Raw genomic sequence first — 15197 nt, 5'->3', positions numbered from 1 at the left:
CCGCCAGGCCCGGCCCGGCGGCGTACCGGGTACGTTCGAAGGCATGGCCGGATTCAGGAACCGACGACAGCAGGACCGGAGCGCGCCGAACGGCTACCCGCCGCAGCAGCCGCACGGTGGACAGCAGTCGCACGGCCGCGGGCCCCAAGGCGGCCCCCAGGGTGGGTACGGGCAGCAGCCGCGGTCGTACGGTCAGACCCCGCATGCCTCGCAGCCCTCGCACGGGCAGCAGCCGTACGGGCAGCAGTGGGAGCACGGGCGGGCGGCGCCGCAGGGCCAGGGGCCGGCCGGTTACGAGGCCCAGCCCGGCTACAACGCCCACGGCGCCGGGTACGACGCTCACGGCGGCGGTTACGACGACTCCCCCGGCGGCACCCGCCAGTTCACGCTCGGCGAGCCGGCCCCGCTGGCGTACCCCGACGGCCCGGCCCCGTCCTACGACCAGCCCTACCAGGACGACGGCTACGGCACCGGCAACGTGGCCACCTACCGCGCCGGCCAGTCCGCCACCCCGCCGGCCGGCCCGCGCCTGCACTGGAAGCAGCTGCTGAGCGGCGTGCTGCTGCGCCCCGGCCGTACGTTCTGGCAGATGCGCGACCACACCATGTGGGGCCCCGCCCTCACGGTCACGTTCGTCTACGGCCTGCTCGCCGTCTTCGGCTTCAACGCGGCCCGGCACGACATCCTGAACGCGACCCTGTCAACCAGCATCCCGTGGGTGCTCACCACCGGCGTGGCCGTCGTCCTGTGCGGCCTGACCCTCGGCGCGGTCACCCACACCCTGGCCCGCCAGCTCGGCGGCGACGGCGCGTGGGCGCCCACCATCGGCCTGTCGCTGCTGATCACCTCGCTGACCGACGCGCCCCGGCTCTTCTTCGCCCTGTTCCTCGGCGGCGGCAACAGCTTCGTCCAACTGCTCGGCTGGATCACCTGGTTGGGCTGCGCGGCGCTGCTGACGTCGATGGTGGGCAAGTCGCACGACCTGCCGTGGCACAAGGCGCTCGGCGCGGCGTCGATCCAACTGGTGGCGCTGCTGATGCTGTTCAAGCTGCCGCTGATCTGAGCGGGCCCCGGGCTCCGCCGGGGGGACGGCCCCTAGACCTGCGTACGGTGAAAGTTGAGGTACGAGCGGGAGGCCGTCGGCCCGCGCTGCCCCTGGTAACGGGAGCCGTAGTGCTGTGACCCGTAAGGGAATTCGGCGGGTGAGGACAGCCGGAAGAGGCACAGTTGCCCGATCTTCATGCCGGGCCAGAGCTTGATCGGCAGCGTGGCCACGTTCGACAGCTCGAGCGTCACATGCCCGGAGAACCCGGGGTCGATGAAGCCGGCTGTGGAGTGGGTGAGCAAGCCGAGCCGCCCGAGGCTCGACTTGCCCTCAAGCCGGGACGCCATGTCGTCCGGCAGCGTGATGACCTCATACGTCGAAGCGAGCACGAACTCACCGGGGTGCAGGATGAAGGCCTCATCGCCCTCCTGCTCCACCAGCCGGGTCAGGTCCGGCTGCTCGACCGCCGGGTCGATATGCGGATAGCGGTGGTTCTCGAACACCCGGAAGTACCGGTCCAGCCGTACGTCGATGCTCGACGGCTGCACCATCGACGGCTCATACGGGTCCACGCGCACGCGCCCGTTGTCGATCTCGGTCCGGATGTCCTTGTCAGAGAGAAGCACGCCAAGAGGTTACCCTCCTACCGCCGCTCCCCCGGCGCCCGCTCCTCCACCGGCACGGCCTGCCGCAACCGCCCACACCCCGGACACCTCAACAACCGCCCGGGCCCGAGCCGATCAGCTCCGAGATGCTGCATCGGAAACGATCCGGTACTGAACACGTGCCCCTCGGCACAACGAACAACGGTGCGCTCCATCAGGTCCCTTCCCCACCATCCGTGGACGACAAATCCACACACTAGGGGATCAACCCACCAACACCCCGCACCCCACCCCGCCCACCCCGGATGCGCTACAGTGTCACCAGACCAGCGCCCCACGCGGCGCCCGGCGGATGTAGTTTAATGGTAGAACATGAGCTTCCCAAGCTCAGAGCGCGGGTTCGATTCCCGTCATCCGCTCCACGACAAAGGCCCAGGTCAGCGACCCGGGCCTTGTTTGTTGTCTGGACCAATTTAGGCGTCCCGTGCCCGTTGCGTGCCCGATGCCGAATCCGCCTGCCGGGCCTTCGCTTTCCTGCGGTCGGCACGAACCCGAGCGTCCAGCCCCTTTGCCACCTCCTTTTGCCGCTCGGTGTCTGAGTGCTGGTAGCGCATGGCCGCCTTCTCCGAGGACTGGCCGGCGCGCACCATCGTGTCCTTGAGCGTCGCGCCCGATCGCGTCGAGAGCGTGTGCCCGGTGTGCCGCAGGTCGTAGAACCGGAAGTCGTCCGGCAGGCCGACCAGCGCTCGGGCCTTGCGCCACTTACGGCCGAAGGTGGAACGGCGAAACGGCTTGCCCCGCTCCCCCACGAACAGCAGCCCATCCGGAGCTTTCTCCGCGTACCAGTCGAGATGCCGTTGCAGATCAACCGCCATGAAGCCGGGCAGCACGACGAACCGCTTGCCCGCCTGCGACTTGGTGGCCCCAGGGGCACGCCGGCCAGTGGTCAACTCCGGTTCAGCCGTACGAATCCACACACCGAGGCTGTCCAAATCCACGTCCGGCCGGCGCATCGCCGCCTGTTCCTCCGGTCGGGCAGGCCCGTACGCAGCGATGTAGACCATCAGGCGCCAGCGCGGCCCCATCGCGTCGGCGAGGGCATCGACCTGCGCCACCGTGGCAATCGGCCGTTCCTCCGCCACCTCCTTGCCCGCGCCCTTGATCCGGCAGGGATTCCGACGGATCAGCTCGTCATCGACCGCCGTTTCCAAAACGGCCTTCAACAGCCGGTACGCCTTCGCCACCGTGGTAGCGGCCCCCGTCGTGGACAGCCGCTCAGCGCGCCAGGCCCGAACACACGGCGCGGTGATCTCATCCAGGTCGAGCCCGCCGAAGGTCGGCAACAGGTGAATCCGCAGCAGGCGCCGATACAGCTCATCCGTGGTCGCTGCGAGACCGCGCTCAGCCACCCACGTCAGTGCATAGCCCTCGAACGGGATCTTCCCGGCGTCAGGATCCCGCCAGGTCCCGTTTCGGACCTCCCCCTGTCGCTCAGCCAGCCAGTCATCCGCATCAGCCTTCGTACGGAAGGTGTTCGGCGCCGGCCGGTCGATACCGTCAGGCCCGAGGTAGCGAGCCTGGTACCGCCCCGAAGGCAGCTTCCGCACGCGTCCGAACGAGCGCTTCTTCCTGGCCATCACGCCACCCCCCGCAGGTGCCGAGCACGGCGCGACTCAACCGTGTTCGCCGTCACGTAGGCAGCCAGGACACATTCGGAGATGCGCACGTGCTTGCCGACCTTGACGTAAGTGATGCGCCGTTCCTCGATCAGCCGCCGGGGGAACCGCACAGAGGTCCCCAGCCGTTCGGCCACTTCCTCAACGCTCAACAGACGATCGGCCATGTTCACCAGTCCTCCCCTTCCTGGTCTTGGAGTTCGGCGCGTGCTTGGCGTGCGGTGTCGCGGTCTCGGGTGATGTCGCGGTGGATCTGCTGCGCGAGCCAGGATTCGCCGGGTGTGTGTCCGTGGCCGGCGTAGGCCCAGTGCGCGATGACGAGGGTGGACGCGTCCGGGTCGGCGTCGAGGTCGGGCAGGCCGAGGTCCCGGCGTTCCTGGTCGGCGCGGTAGTCGGCGCGTGCCTGGCGGAGCGCTCCGAGGGTGGTGGAGTAGCGGCGGGCTTTGGTGGAGAAGTGGCCCCGGAAGCCGAGCATGTGTGCCCAGGCCCATAGCCGGCGGTCCGGGTACAGCCCGTCGAGTTCCCAGCAGGCGGCGATGAGGCGGCGGGTGTGGGCGGGCAGGTCGGGCAGCTTGTCCAGTTCGGCGAGTTCGCCGATGCGGCGGTCTACGGTGCCGGTGGTCTCGGCGGCTTTGGTGGCGTACTTGGCGACGTAGGAGGCGACGGCTTGTTCGGTGAGGTCTTCGCCGTGTCCGAAGGCGCCGATGGTCTGCACGTCGAGCTGTGTGCCCCAACCCAGGACCCGGGCCGGCTGGTCATGGGCGGCGGGAACGGTCACCGTGGCGCGGGCGGCAGCGGCCCGGAGCGCGTCTTCCAGGAGGTTGGCGGTCGCCCATGCCGGGGGTGCGGTGTCGGGGCCGTCGGGTCCGTCGAAGCGGATCACGGCGTGGAAGTGGATCGCGCCGCGCTTCTGGAACTCGGCCACCTTGCCGTACGAGACCCGGAGGCGTTCGCGCAGTTCGCGTTGGGTGATGCCAGTGCGGGCAGCGAGTTCGCGCGGGAGGTAGATGGTGACGTAGCGCCACAGGTCGCCAGCGTGGTTGTTCCACAGCACCGCGCCGGCGTAGTCGTAGGTGTCCGGGTCGAGGGGCGTGCCCAGCTCCGAGGCCTCGTCGGCGTGTGCGGTGCCGCAGCGGCAGCGGCCGGCGGCGGGGCGGTTGTGGACGGGGCCGAAGGAGGGTGCGGTGAGGGTGGCGAAGACCCGGGGGTGGTCGGTGACCGTTGCGGGGACGCCTTTGCCGCCGGTGAGGCCGGACAGGATGAGCTGGTAGGTGTCGCCGGCGTAGGTCCAGGCGCAGGCCGGGCAGCGCGAGGCGCGGCGGTTGCCGCAGGCGACCCGGAGCCGGCCGCCCGGCTCGGCGGTGGTGGCGTAGGAGTACAGGACCTGGCCGGTGGTCCGGTCGATGGTGGCGGTGGAGCCGGTCAGGTGGATCGGGTCGGAGCAGCCTCCGGTGCGGCGTACTTGGTCGTTCCAGCGGTCGAAGCCCGGTTGCCCGGCCACCCGCAGGAAGTCCTGCCAGGCGACCGGGTCCAGGCCCGCCGGGAGGGCGGTGGTCACCACTCGATCACCTCCTGTCGGGCGGTGAGGAAGGCGCGGCCGATCCATTGGGTGAAGGCCGGCGGGATGGCTTCGGTGAGTTCGCCGCGCACGTCGGTCCAGGTGATGCCCATGGCGTGCTGCATCTCGGGAACGGTGGCCTTGCCGCCGCCGGAGCCGTACGCGGCGACGTACGGGCCGTCGCGGTACTGGCCGTGCCGGTAACCGCGCACGTAGCCCCGGTGGCGGGGGTGCGCCGGCTTGGTGGTGGACCAGCGGCCCAGTTCGAAGGTGCGGTGTCGCAGCACTCCCAGGCCGAAGCTCTCCCCGCACAGGGTCAGGTCGCGGCGGACCGGGGCCTTACCGGTGGGCTGTTCGATCACGTACGGCAGGCCGGTGGCGTCGAGCAGGGTCCGCAGTGCGGGGATGAGCTGCGGGTGGTCACCACCCCAGCCGCGTGCGGCGTTGGTGCCCACCGTCAGGGCGCAGCCGGCCTGGCAGGGCGGCGAGTTGTGAATGAGGGCGTACCGCTGGATCTCGCCGGTGGCGATCAGGCGCGTGAGGTGTTCCAGGGCGTCGGCCTGGACGATCGGGAAGGGGTAGCGATGCCGGGGGACGATGTCCACGCCGTCCACGGCGAAGCCGGCGCGGTGGTAGCCCATCGCGGCACCGCCGGCGCAGCAGAACAGGTCCAGCACCCGTAGCCCGTTCGGGGCGGTGGCGATCACCGGCCCTCACCGCCCTTCTGCGGGTGGGTGTCGAGCCAGTTCTCCGCGCACACCTTGTGCACGGGCTTGCCCCTGTCAGAGCGCAGCGGAGTGGGCTTGTCGCAGAGCACGCACGGCTTGTCGCCGGTGTGGTCGTAGTGCTTGGCGTCGCGCCAGTTCAGGAAGGCCATGGCGGTCACCGGCCGGTGGTGGTCAGGACCCGGCGGGCGGGGGCGGTGCCGGTGCCCTTGCAGGCGGGGCAGTTGGCCCGGATCGTGCGGCGGGTGCCGTCGGGGTTGCGGCCACCGGTGGTGATCGCGGCGGTGGCGAAGCCGTCGCAGTGGCCGCAGATTCGTCCCGGGGCAGGGGTGTGCTTGGGCATGATGGTGAGTTCCGTTTCGGGTCCGTTGGATCAGGAATGGGGCAGGCGCCCGGGGCGGCGGATACTTGGCGGTTGAGGCCGCCCCGGGGGCCGTTACGAGCGGCGGCGGTTGCGCCGGGTGGAGTAGGCGGGCGGGATCGAGTTGTAGACGTCCTGGCCCTGCTGGAACGAGGCCGCGTCGCTGTCACCGGTCGCGGTCCGGTCGAACTCGCGGGCGATACGGCGCACGGTCTTGCGGTCGCCGTGCCGTTTGGCGTTGGCGAACTCCCGGCCGAGCTCGGCCATGGCCGGGTTGGCCGGCGTGGAGTCGGTCTTGCGGCTGAACAGGCCCATGACAATCACCGGCCCTTGCGGGTGTCGGTCAGCAGCGAGCGCAGGACTACGGCGACGACCGCGATGGACACGGCGGTGATGGCGACGGCCAGCAGCATGGAGACCAGGACGACGCCGACGACCAGCACCACGGCGGTGCCGCCGGCGATGAGCATGGCGGTGCTGCCGGGGGTGAGCTGCACCACCGGCCGGGTGGTCTGCGGGGCGGGAACCGGGGCGGTCGGCTGGACCGGTGCCGGGGCGGTGCCCGGCTGGTCGGCCGGCGGTGCGGCCGGGGTGGTGTAGGCGGTGACGGGAGCGGTGTAGGTGTAGTTCGGCGGGTACTTGGGCTTGAACATCAGCGGTGTCCTTTCAGGTCAGGTGGTGCAGGTGTGGGTGCGGGCGGCGAGTTCGGCGGCCGAGCGGCTGGCGTAGTCGTTGGACCAGCCGCAGCGGGGGGCGGTGCAGGTGGCGACGCTGGCGTTACGGCCGTGGCGGTCGCGGTGGTCGCCGACCTGGACGGGGCCGATCCTGGTGACGTTGCGGAAGCGCTCGAAGCGGGCCATAGCGGTACTCCTTTCGGGTCAGGCGAGTTGGTCGGCGATGGCGTCGGCCAAGGCCGGCGGTACGCCGAGGCGGGTGCGGAGGGTGGCGGTGTCGATCGGGTGGCCGGTCGCGGCCTGGTGGGCGTCGGCGATCTTCCGGGCGTGCACGACCAGCGCGGCAGGTACGGAGGGTGCGGTCGGGGCCGGCGGCAGCTCCGGAGCAGCAGCAGGGGCTGGGGCGGCGGGTGTGCGGTCGAGGGTGACCGGCGGTGCCGGATCGGCCGGCGAGTCGGGCAGCGGCTCGGCGGTCGCCGGGGCGGGCACATCAGCCGGCGAGCTGTGGGCCAGCAGGGTGCCGCCGAGGAAGGCCAGGGCGGGCCAGCCGGCGACCAGCACCCGCAGGGTCGCGGGCACGTGGTGCAGGTCGAGGAGCCCGGCGGTGGCCACGTTCGCCCCCAGCGACGCGGCCAGGGCGATCACGAACCAGGTCCACGCGGCGCGGGCCGGGCGGTCAGTGGCGCGAAGGGTGCGCATGCGGCGCCAGGCCGCGACCAGGAGCAGGTCAACGCTGATCGGGTAGGCCCAGGCTTTCCAACCGGCTTGCCCGGCAGCGTCGGCGATGTCGTGGAGATGCGCGAAGGACAGCGAACCGGCGATCACGGCCTGAATCAGGATCGGATCGAGACGCAGCGAGCGGGCCATGAGGGTCCACCTCCTTTCTGGGGATCAGGGCCCGGGGCCGGGCCTTCGCGGTGGCAGTACGGCCCCGGGAGCGGTTGACGGGACGTCAGGCTTCGCCGGTGCCGAGGCAGGACAGGCACATGCCTTCCTGCTGACCCACGGGGCGGTGCCGGCGTCCGACCCGAACGGTCACGGCGACCAGTCCGGTGCCCTCGCAGACCGTGCAGGGCGGCGGCTGGACCGGTTCGGCGGGCTTGGCCGGGCGGCGGGCGGCGGTCTTACGGGCGGCCATGGCCGGTCACCGGGCCTTGCGGGGGTAGCGGTGGCCCTTGGGCGGGTAGTCGTCCCGGTTGGCCTCGCGGCGCAGTTGGGCCTTCATCGAGCCGAGGACCCTGTACGAGAACTCGTCGGGGTCGTCGGAGGAGTCGTAGAGGTCCTGGGCGGATTCGTAGAGCCGCTGGCTACGGGCGTGATCGTCTGTCTTGCCTCGTCGGAACATAAGCTTTCTCCTTCAATGCGGGCCCGTCCGGGCATGGGGCGGGTAGGGACCTGGCGCGGGGGTGGTCGCGCCGACCGATGGAGCGGGGTGGGGTCAGGCGGTGGCGGGCACCGGCTTGCCCGGGGTGCCGGGCGTGGGGATCGCGGGCAGCACGGGCCGGAAGTCGGCAAGGGATGCCACGTCGGGTGTGAGGTCGGCGTGCCGGTTGCAGGCGGCTACCGCGTCACGCAGCGAGGTGTGCGGGGTCCGGACGCGGGCCCAGCCGCCGGAGGTGTCGGCCGCCACGGCGGTGCCCGGCTGGTCAGGGGCGATCGTCAGCACCGAGCCCAGTGCCTCAGGGGCGATGTCGCCGAAGGCCATCTTCGCGGAGGCTTCATCGTTGACCCGGTGGCAGACCCGGCCCGTGAGCTGTGCGCGGAGCATGGTCACGCCGTCGCCCAGCTCGGAGCCGAAGCGCTGCCCGCACACTTCGAGGTAGATGCCGGCAGACCGGGCGAGCTGCCCGAGCCGGATCAGCGCGGTGATGATCCGCTCCCGCCGCTTCTTCTGCGACGAGCCCGCCACGAGCAGCAGCTCGGCGACCTCATCGACCAGGACCACGATCGGCACCGGCCGATCCGCTTCCGGCAGGCCCCAGATGTCGCTAGTGATCTCCGCATCCGGGGTGTCGGAGCTGATGCGCTGAGCGGTCCGGATGAGCTGGAACCGCTCGATCATCTCCACCACCAGCGCGTCCAGGAGATCGGCGGCAGCGTCGGGGTTGTCGGCCAGCGCGGTCAACCGGCGGGCCAGCGGGGACAGTTCCACGCCCTGCTTGCAGTCGATCCCCACCAGCGCGACCCGCTGACGCGCCAACTCCTTGACCAGCCCGCGCTGATACACCGACTTCCCCGAGTCCGTCGCGCCCAGCACCAGACTGTGTGGCACCTTCCGGAAGTCCCGGTAATGCACCGTGCCGTCCTCGCGCATCGCGACGGGAACCCGCAGCGCAGTCCGTTCGGTCCTGGCCGGCAGATGCACCCGGTCCAGCACGTCGTAGCCGGTCATCGACAGCTCCAACAGGCCCGAGCGGATCTCCTTGACCGACACCTGGTGCAGGCGCCAGGAGTGCCGCAGCCGGTCAGCGGCGGTGATCACGTCGAACGCGTCCTGACCCGGCCGGAGCCGGATCCGGGCCACCAGGCCCGTGCGGGTCACCCGCAGCCGCAGCAGCTTGGGCGGACGGTTGGCCGGCATCTCCCGCCGCAACGCACGGGCGACCGCGATACGGGCCCGCGACGGAGGCACGCTCAGCCCGCACGCGTCCATCACCGACCCGTACGACCAGCCGACCCGGATGCGAGCCGCCGGGCCGCCGACCAGCACCCAATACAGGTCAGGACGGACCCGGCGCAGAATCAGCACAGCCGCGATCCCGGTACCGGTCAGCACGAGGACCGTCACCATCGCAGGTCAGCCCCTGCCGTTCGAGGCCGCCGCCGGCATCAACGCCGTAACCGCGACCGCACGGAAGCTGATCCCGTGCCGCTTCTGCCCGTTGAACTCGTTCTCCCAGTCCCGCGCCCGCAGCCCGATCACCGTCACCGGCGTACCCGGCGTCAGCGTCGCGTCGATACCGGTCTCCGGGATCGTCACCTGGAACAGGTCACCCTGTCCCTCGTCCGAGACCAGCAGACCCACCGTCCTCAACGGCGCCTTCGTCTCGCGGTCGATCGCGATCTCGCCGGTCTGCTTGCTGACCAACTTCGGCACGGGCGGGGTGGCCACGAACACCGTGGCCGTCGAAAGGTCGATCTTGAACGATGCCATGATGGCAACTCCCTTGTACGAGGGAGGAAGCGGCGGCTTGCTTGGCGGTAGGACGCCGCTTCCAACTGGCTTGAGCCACTTACTGGCTTAAGCCAGTTGAGCACACGGGGCGACGCGAGTCAAGGCACTGGCTTGAGCCACCTGTATGCTGCTGGTCATGACCCCATCCGCCCCTACTCCGCAGCAGCCACCGAGCCGCCGTATCGCCGAAGAACTTCGTGCACGAATCGCGCGCGGAGAGCTGGCGGCCGGCGACAAGCTCCCGTCCGAACGGGCCCTGGCGGAGGAGTACGGCGCGGCGCGCAACACGGCCCGGGAAGCGATCCGCATCCTCGCCGAACAGGGCTTGGTGACCGCCAAGCAAGGCAAGGGCGTGTTCGTACGAGAGCCGCAACGGCTGTTCCGATTCGGCAGCGATCGTTACTCGATCAAGAATCGGGAGACCGGCCTCACGCCGTTCCGCCTGGAGACGAAGCGCCAGGGGAAGACGCCACGGATCGAAGTGCCGAGCATCGCTCGCGAAGTACCGCCAGCGGACATCGCCGAACGGCTCCAGGTCTCGGCCGACGACGCGAGCGTGGTCCACCGGGAGAACCACTACTTCGCCGACGAAGAGCCGGTGCAGATCGTCTCCACTTACCTGCGGTGGGAGGAGGCCCGGGGGACGCTGCTGATGGAGAAGAAGTCCGGCCCGAACGGGATATACGGACGCCTTGAGGAGCTCGGCCACGTAATGACCCGGGTGCGCGACGAGATCAGCGCCCGGATGCCCACTCCCGAGGAGGCCGGCATTCTCGACCTGCTTCCGGGAGTACCTGTGCTGGACGTGCTGCACACCAGCCTTGACCAGAACGGCGAACCGTTCGAGGTCACGCGGTACGTCCACCGTGCCGACCTAACAGGCTTGCTCTACGAACTCCCTGTCGAACAGTGACCCTGTGGAGGCCCCATGACCAGCATCGTCGTACGACCGATCACCGATGCCGATGTTCCCGGTGCAGCCGCAGCGTTGACCGAGGTACACGCGACGGACGGCTATCCCGTTGAAGGCGTCGGCAATCCCGAAGCGTGGCTTCGTCCGCCGGCAGTTCTCGGCGCATGGGTGGCGGAGGAAGCGGGGAAGATCGTCGGCCACGTGGGGGTGATGCGCCCGCAGGGTGAGGGGGCCGTAGACCTGTGGCGGGAGAAGAGCGGGGAAGCTGAGGAGCGTATCGGCGTACTGGCCCGACTGTTCGTCGTCCGCGAAGCACGCAAGCACGCTGCTGGCGAACGGCTAATGCGCGCGGCTATGGACTACGCCCGACAGGGCTCCATCCGGCTCGTACTGGACGTGATGACGAAGGACACCGCCGCCATCCGCCTGTACGAACGCCTTGAGTGGCAGCGCATCGGCGAAGTAGAGCACCACTTCGGAGCCGGCGAGCACATCCCCGCAGCGTGCTACATCTGGCCCGCCGCCTGAGCTGTTACAGGTTTCTCTACCTCATCAAGGCACCCGCCGCGCACGCGCGGCAGGCGCGGCCCGGCGGCTCGGGCCGCCGCCCCTGTCTCCGCCGGGCGGTGGCCCGGCCGCCGGCCGCACGCCAAGGCTCAGGGTCGATGGGTGCGAACCACGCCAGCCCACCACACGGTCACGACATGCCTCCGGCGGGGGCGCTCCGGCTTCCAGGATGGACCCAACTCGCTGGCGTCCGCGGGTTCATCGTGGTGTGCGCGGGGCTCCCATCCCACCTGCCATCGACCCGGGCAAGCCGAGCAGTCGCGGCCCAGGGCGTCAAGGTCGTTCGTACAGTGGCGCGCTCCACCTTGACGCCCTGAACCACGCCCGCTCCACAGGAGTGCGGGCCGACGGCAGACGGGATGGGAGAAAGAAGAGGTGGCAGCGGTTGTTGCTAGATCACGCCGACATGTATGCGTCACCGCGTCTAGAAACGTGACGCCCTGCGCTGATCGGTCGGAACACAGGAGGCATAATTGCTGGGATGGACGCAGGGGGAGTGGCTCTGGTAGGAGCAGTCGCTGCTGTAGTAGGAGCAGCAGTTGGTGCAGGTGGTGCGGTAATGGCAGCCGCAGTGGCGGGTCGTGGGCAGAATCAGCAGTGGCGGCGGCAGACCCGTCGTGACGCCTATGTGGCGTTCTTATCAGCGGCTCTTGCAACGCACCGAAGATTTGATGAGATGACGCGCGGTGTCCTCCGTCGGACTTACGGGGACAGCGATTGGTCCGAGCAGGTCGCTCTAGCGCGGGAGGCTTTCGGCTTATTTGAAGCAGCCCGCATCGTTGCCGCACTTGAAGGTCCGGATTCTGTCATTGAGGCTGGCTACGAGATTTGGCGCGCAAGTAGTGAATGGCAACGAGAACTACTCCGCGCAGACCCCGTTCAACTGGGTGACGATATCGTAAGAGGCGTCCTTTACGCTTGCCAGGATGAGTCGAAGGAGAGTCTGGAAATGGCCCATGTCGCTTGCAGACTGGCCCTCTCCCCTTGATGGCCTACCAGAGCCCACACCAAAGTGGGGTCGCGCTAGCTCGCCGGTCGCCGCACACGTGCCCGATCCATGCCCGATACGGTGGGGAACCACGGGGAAAGTCGGTGGCCAGCGGTGTCGCAGCTTGCTATCCCCATCGGGGTATAACAGCAGATCAGAGGCCATTTCGAAGTCTTTTCGACTGGTGATTCCCAAGCTCAGAGCGCGGGTTCGATTCCCGTCATCCGCTCCATAAAGAAGCCCCGGGTTATGAACCTGGGGCTTTCGTGCTGCCCAGACCAATTGAAGAACCCGCACCAGTTCGGCACCACATCTGGCGGTCAATCGGCGCACCCGTCCCCAGGAGAGCGTCGGCTTTCTGGCCGCCAGAAGCCAATGGGAAGCTCTTGCCTTGAGTACGCCGCCCACGTCATGCCGACCGGTGAACCTCGGACAGCAGTCGCAGACTTGCGGAGAACTGCCTGCCGGAAGTTCAGAGCGGTAGGACCGGCCGGGTGGAGAAGTCCTCGTAGAGACCTGCACCGTCCGGGCCGTGGACGAACTCGGCCATGAACGGGTTGCGATTGGCGGTGGCCAGGGGGAGCCATCCCAGCAGGTTGCCGTAGCCGCCGCACGCGGACTCGCCGCCGTCCCCGCCGTGCGCCGCGGTGACATCGCTCGTCAGTTCCGTGCGGTAGGTGTCGTAGGCGATGTGCAGGCTCAGGGAGTTCAGTCGGTGTTGCGGGCCGTCGCCGTCCTCGTAGGGGATCCGGTCGAGAGGGCAGTCGCTGCCCCAGCGAAACAGCGTGTCCGCGCCGGCCCCACACGCGTGCTCCCACTCGTCGGCGCTCGGCATCCGCAGACCGCGGGCTGCGAGCACGGCCGGCATTGCGGCGGGCGGTGCGGTCAGATTCTCGTCCTCCACCGCCATGAGCACCGTGGCCAAAGTGACCGTCCGGCGCGGGCTGAGCAGCTGCGCGAGGTGGGCCCGCAGGTCTGGGCCGTATCCGAAGCCCTGCGCCAGGCTCTCGGCGTAGTCGGCGGCTTGCTCCGGCGTCGGCTCCCAGGCATCGAGATCAAATCCGAGTGTCACGGTGCCACCCGGTATCAGGGCGAACTCCGTCGCGTTCCGCTCGATCCGGACACGGTGCAGCGGGGCACCGAGATGCTCTACGACGTCGATGCCAGCTACGCGGCCCTCGGCCAGGTCAGCCGCCTCCATCGCGATTCCGCGGACGGTCGAGGGGTCAATTGACCGCCACTGGTCGAGAGTGAGGTTGGCGAGAGTCACATGCCGCAGTGTCCCATCAGCGTCTGGCACAGCCGGAGTCGGACCTTCCTTAGACGAGGGTTGAAGTCAGGCTGTCGGCCCGCTCTCAAGAGCCGTGCCAGAAGAACACCCGCGCTCCCTGGGCCGGCTCAGGCAGAATCGCAGCCAGCCTCGCCACGTTGGAGAAGTCGCCATGGACGCAAGTACGGCAGCCATCGCCGGAGCCGCGATCGGTGCGTTAGGAGGACTCGGCGGCGGCTGGCTCACGATGCTGGGACAGGGTCGCCATCAGGACCGGCAGCGCGATGCGGAGCGTGAACGGTGGCGCGACGACGTCCGGCGACAGGCCTACAACGACTGCGTCGCCAGTACGAAACAGCTCTCCGCGGCCTGGTGGAAGATGTCCGACTTGCTGTGGGCAGCCGGGAGCACCCCAGAGCACTGGCAAGCCGGTTTCATCACCGCACACGATGCCTGGACACGATTCAGCGCTTCCGTCGCGGCCGTGGCGATCGTGGGTCCACGCTCCGTCGCCGATCGCGCTGACGTCCTTCGGCAGAGCATGTACGACTGGGACATGATCGGAATGGCCTGGCATGACGCTGCCCGTTGCGAGGGCCACGGACGCCTCGACTCATTCGCCCGCCGGTTCAAAGTGGCTGCTGAGGCAAAGCGGTCGCCTGACAGGGAATTCCAGGCAGCCGCGCGCCAAGCGCTCGGCACTGACGACTGACCTTCACCCTCCGGCCGCGCCGGCTGGCGCTCGGGTTCGGCATGCCGACCCAGCGAGTACGAGCCACATCCGCCGGGGTCTGGTAGGGACGCCGACTGGTTCCAGTGGGAAGAGACGCTGGAACTGCTCGCGCCGCGAGGGAACGTCGGTGCTCAAGAGGCGCCCGGCCCTCCGAACGAATAGCCCCGATCAGGCCACCCTGTACGACCGAATTCCCGCAGTTGGCGCGTCGGAAGGAGAAATCGGGCACAATCTGCTCGTAGTACAACATCTTTGGGGGGATCAGCTTGGCAGTGGTGCGGCGGCGTGGCGCACAACGTGGGAACCCGGCTTTACGCCGTTCTGTCGCACGGGCCGACCGATGGATCGTGGTCAGTGGTGCGGCGATCGGGGTGATCGTGCTGGTCAGCCTTCTCGCCGCTCATCCGGTCCTCGGAGTGCTGATGATCCTCGGCCTCCTCGGCGCCGTCGTAGCCACGGTGGTGCGAAGCGTCAGGAGGCGGACCGAGGCCCGCGCGGTGTGGGCCGCCCGAGCCCAGCACGTGGAGGCTTACCAGAACATGTCGCCAAAAGAGTTCGAGCACGCTCTGGCGTTCCTGTGCCAGCGGGACGGATGCCGGGACGTCCGAGTCGTGGGCGGCTCAGGAGACCTGGGCGCGGATGTCATCGCGACCGTTCCCGACGGCCGACGTCTTGTCCTCCAGGCGAAGCGGTACGGCCCGAACTCCACGGTCGGCAGCGGTGACGTACAGAAGGTGAACGGTACCTACCAGCACGCACACGGCGGCCACCTGGCCGCAATCGTCACCACGAGCCGCTTCACACGGCCGGCGCGCGACTACGCGGTACGCGTCGGCATACGACTTTTCGACGCCGACGCCCTGGCCGGTTGGACTTCTCGGACCGGTCCTGCACCCTGGCACTGAGG

The 15197-nt window shown here is 69.2% G+C and carries 21 protein-coding genes and 1 tRNA gene; 6 read left to right on the top strand and 16 right to left on the bottom strand.

What is annotated here, in order from left to right; genetic code table 11:
• Window positions 1–43 precede the first annotated feature (43 nt).
• A complete protein-coding gene (locus ACQPW6_RS21565) occupies window positions 44–1063 on the top strand; it encodes a Yip1 family protein (RefSeq protein WP_433891303.1) in 1020 nt (339 codons plus the stop codon).
• 32 nt (window positions 1064–1095) lie between these two features.
• On the opposite strand, the gene dcd is transcribed toward ACQPW6_RS21565, so the two are convergent.
• Window positions 1096–1671: a dCTP deaminase gene (gene dcd / locus ACQPW6_RS21560; protein WP_433891302.1), complete on the bottom strand. Its 576-nt coding sequence runs from the start codon at window positions 1669–1671 to the stop codon at window positions 1096–1098.
• Window positions 1672–1998: 327 nt separating this feature from the next.
• Between dcd and ACQPW6_RS21555 the strand changes: the two genes are divergently transcribed.
• Window positions 1999–2072 (top strand) — tRNA-Gly (locus tag ACQPW6_RS21555).
• Between the two features lie 51 nt (window positions 2073–2123).
• On the opposite strand, the gene ACQPW6_RS21550 is transcribed toward ACQPW6_RS21555, so the two are convergent.
• The 14 genes from ACQPW6_RS21550 to ACQPW6_RS21485 form a co-directional block, all read right to left on the bottom strand.
• Entirely contained in the window at window positions 2124–3287 is a 1164-nt protein-coding gene (locus ACQPW6_RS21550; RefSeq protein ID WP_433891301.1) for a tyrosine-type recombinase/integrase, read from the bottom strand.
• Window positions 3287–3493, bottom strand: coding sequence for an excisionase family DNA-binding protein (locus tag ACQPW6_RS21545; protein WP_433891300.1), 207 nt, complete (start codon window positions 3491–3493; stop codon window positions 3287–3289). The genes ACQPW6_RS21550 and ACQPW6_RS21545 overlap by 1 nt, the downstream gene beginning before the upstream one ends.
• 2 nt (window positions 3494–3495) lie before the next feature.
• Window positions 3496–4887 (bottom strand): replication initiator protein RepSA, encoded by a 1392-nt coding sequence (gene repSA, locus ACQPW6_RS21540; protein ID WP_433891299.1) that lies wholly within the window; start codon window positions 4885–4887, stop codon window positions 3496–3498.
• Complete coding sequence (locus tag ACQPW6_RS21535; protein ID WP_433894613.1) at window positions 4881–5525, bottom strand: DNA methylase; 645 nt, start codon at window positions 5523–5525, stop codon at window positions 4881–4883. Before ACQPW6_RS21535 ends, repSA begins: the two co-directional genes overlap by 7 nt.
• A gap of 62 nt (window positions 5526–5587) precedes the next feature.
• On the bottom strand, window positions 5588–5770 hold the full coding sequence (locus ACQPW6_RS21530) for a hypothetical protein (protein ID WP_433894803.1): 183 nt from the start codon (window positions 5768–5770) through the stop codon (window positions 5588–5590).
• Window positions 5767–5952: a hypothetical protein gene (locus ACQPW6_RS21525; RefSeq protein WP_433891298.1), complete on the bottom strand. Its 186-nt coding sequence runs from the start codon at window positions 5950–5952 to the stop codon at window positions 5767–5769. The genes ACQPW6_RS21530 and ACQPW6_RS21525 overlap by 4 nt, the downstream gene beginning before the upstream one ends.
• Window positions 5953–6045: 93 nt before the next feature.
• The gene (locus tag ACQPW6_RS21520) at window positions 6046–6285 is read right to left on the bottom strand and encodes a hypothetical protein (RefSeq protein WP_433891297.1); all 240 of its coding nucleotides are present in this window, start codon (window positions 6283–6285) and stop codon (window positions 6046–6048) included.
• 5 nt (window positions 6286–6290) lie between these two features.
• Window positions 6291–6623, bottom strand: coding sequence for a SpdD protein (locus tag ACQPW6_RS21515; RefSeq protein WP_433891296.1), 333 nt, complete (start codon window positions 6621–6623; stop codon window positions 6291–6293).
• Window positions 6624–6641: 18 nt separating this feature from the next.
• Window positions 6642–6830: a mobile element transfer protein gene (locus tag ACQPW6_RS21510; RefSeq protein WP_433891295.1), complete on the bottom strand. Its 189-nt coding sequence runs from the start codon at window positions 6828–6830 to the stop codon at window positions 6642–6644.
• 18 nt (window positions 6831–6848) lie between these two features.
• A complete protein-coding gene (locus ACQPW6_RS21505; protein WP_433891294.1) occupies window positions 6849–7511 on the bottom strand; it encodes a DUF2637 domain-containing protein in 663 nt (220 codons plus the stop codon).
• Between the two features lie 85 nt (window positions 7512–7596).
• A complete protein-coding gene (locus ACQPW6_RS21500; protein WP_433891293.1) occupies window positions 7597–7782 on the bottom strand; it encodes a hypothetical protein in 186 nt (61 codons plus the stop codon).
• Window positions 7783–7788: 6 nt separating this feature from the next.
• Window positions 7789–7989: a hypothetical protein gene (locus ACQPW6_RS21495; protein ID WP_433891292.1), complete on the bottom strand. Its 201-nt coding sequence runs from the start codon at window positions 7987–7989 to the stop codon at window positions 7789–7791.
• A gap of 93 nt (window positions 7990–8082) precedes the next feature.
• On the bottom strand, window positions 8083–9435 hold the full coding sequence (locus tag ACQPW6_RS21490) for an FtsK/SpoIIIE domain-containing protein (RefSeq protein ID WP_433891291.1): 1353 nt from the start codon (window positions 9433–9435) through the stop codon (window positions 8083–8085).
• A 6-nt stretch (window positions 9436–9441) separates the two neighbouring features.
• Window positions 9442–9798: a hypothetical protein gene (locus tag ACQPW6_RS21485; protein ID WP_433891290.1), complete on the bottom strand. Its 357-nt coding sequence runs from the start codon at window positions 9796–9798 to the stop codon at window positions 9442–9444.
• A gap of 157 nt (window positions 9799–9955) precedes the next feature.
• Here ACQPW6_RS21485 and ACQPW6_RS21480 point away from each other — a divergent pair, with 157 nt between their 5' ends.
• Together ACQPW6_RS21480 and ACQPW6_RS21475 are read left to right on the top strand one after the other, a co-directional pair.
• On the top strand, window positions 9956–10732 hold the full coding sequence (locus ACQPW6_RS21480; protein WP_433891289.1) for a GntR family transcriptional regulator: 777 nt from the start codon (window positions 9956–9958) through the stop codon (window positions 10730–10732).
• 15 nt (window positions 10733–10747) lie between these two features.
• Window positions 10748–11260: an N-acetyltransferase family protein gene (locus tag ACQPW6_RS21475; RefSeq protein ID WP_433891288.1), complete on the top strand. Its 513-nt coding sequence runs from the start codon at window positions 10748–10750 to the stop codon at window positions 11258–11260.
• A gap of 1499 nt (window positions 11261–12759) precedes the next feature.
• On the opposite strand, the gene ACQPW6_RS21470 is transcribed toward ACQPW6_RS21475, so the two are convergent.
• On the bottom strand, window positions 12760–13557 hold the full coding sequence (locus ACQPW6_RS21470; protein ID WP_433891287.1) for a hypothetical protein: 798 nt from the start codon (window positions 13555–13557) through the stop codon (window positions 12760–12762).
• A gap of 172 nt (window positions 13558–13729) precedes the next feature.
• Here ACQPW6_RS21470 and ACQPW6_RS21465 point away from each other — a divergent pair, with 172 nt between their 5' ends.
• Window positions 13730–14269, top strand: a complete 540-nt coding sequence (locus tag ACQPW6_RS21465) for a hypothetical protein (protein WP_433891286.1) — start codon at window positions 13730–13732, stop codon at window positions 14267–14269.
• Window positions 14270–14637: 368 nt separating this feature from the next.
• Window positions 14638–15195: a restriction endonuclease gene (locus tag ACQPW6_RS21460; RefSeq protein ID WP_433891285.1), complete on the top strand. Its 558-nt coding sequence runs from the start codon at window positions 14638–14640 to the stop codon at window positions 15193–15195.
• Window positions 15196–15197 lie beyond the last annotated feature (2 nt).

The sequence above is a fragment of the Streptomyces sp. CA-111067 genome (genome assembly GCF_050956065.1).
Lineage (GTDB): Bacteria > Actinomycetota > Actinomycetes > Streptomycetales > Streptomycetaceae > Actinacidiphila.
This window is presented reverse-complemented; position numbering and strand designations above follow the sequence as displayed.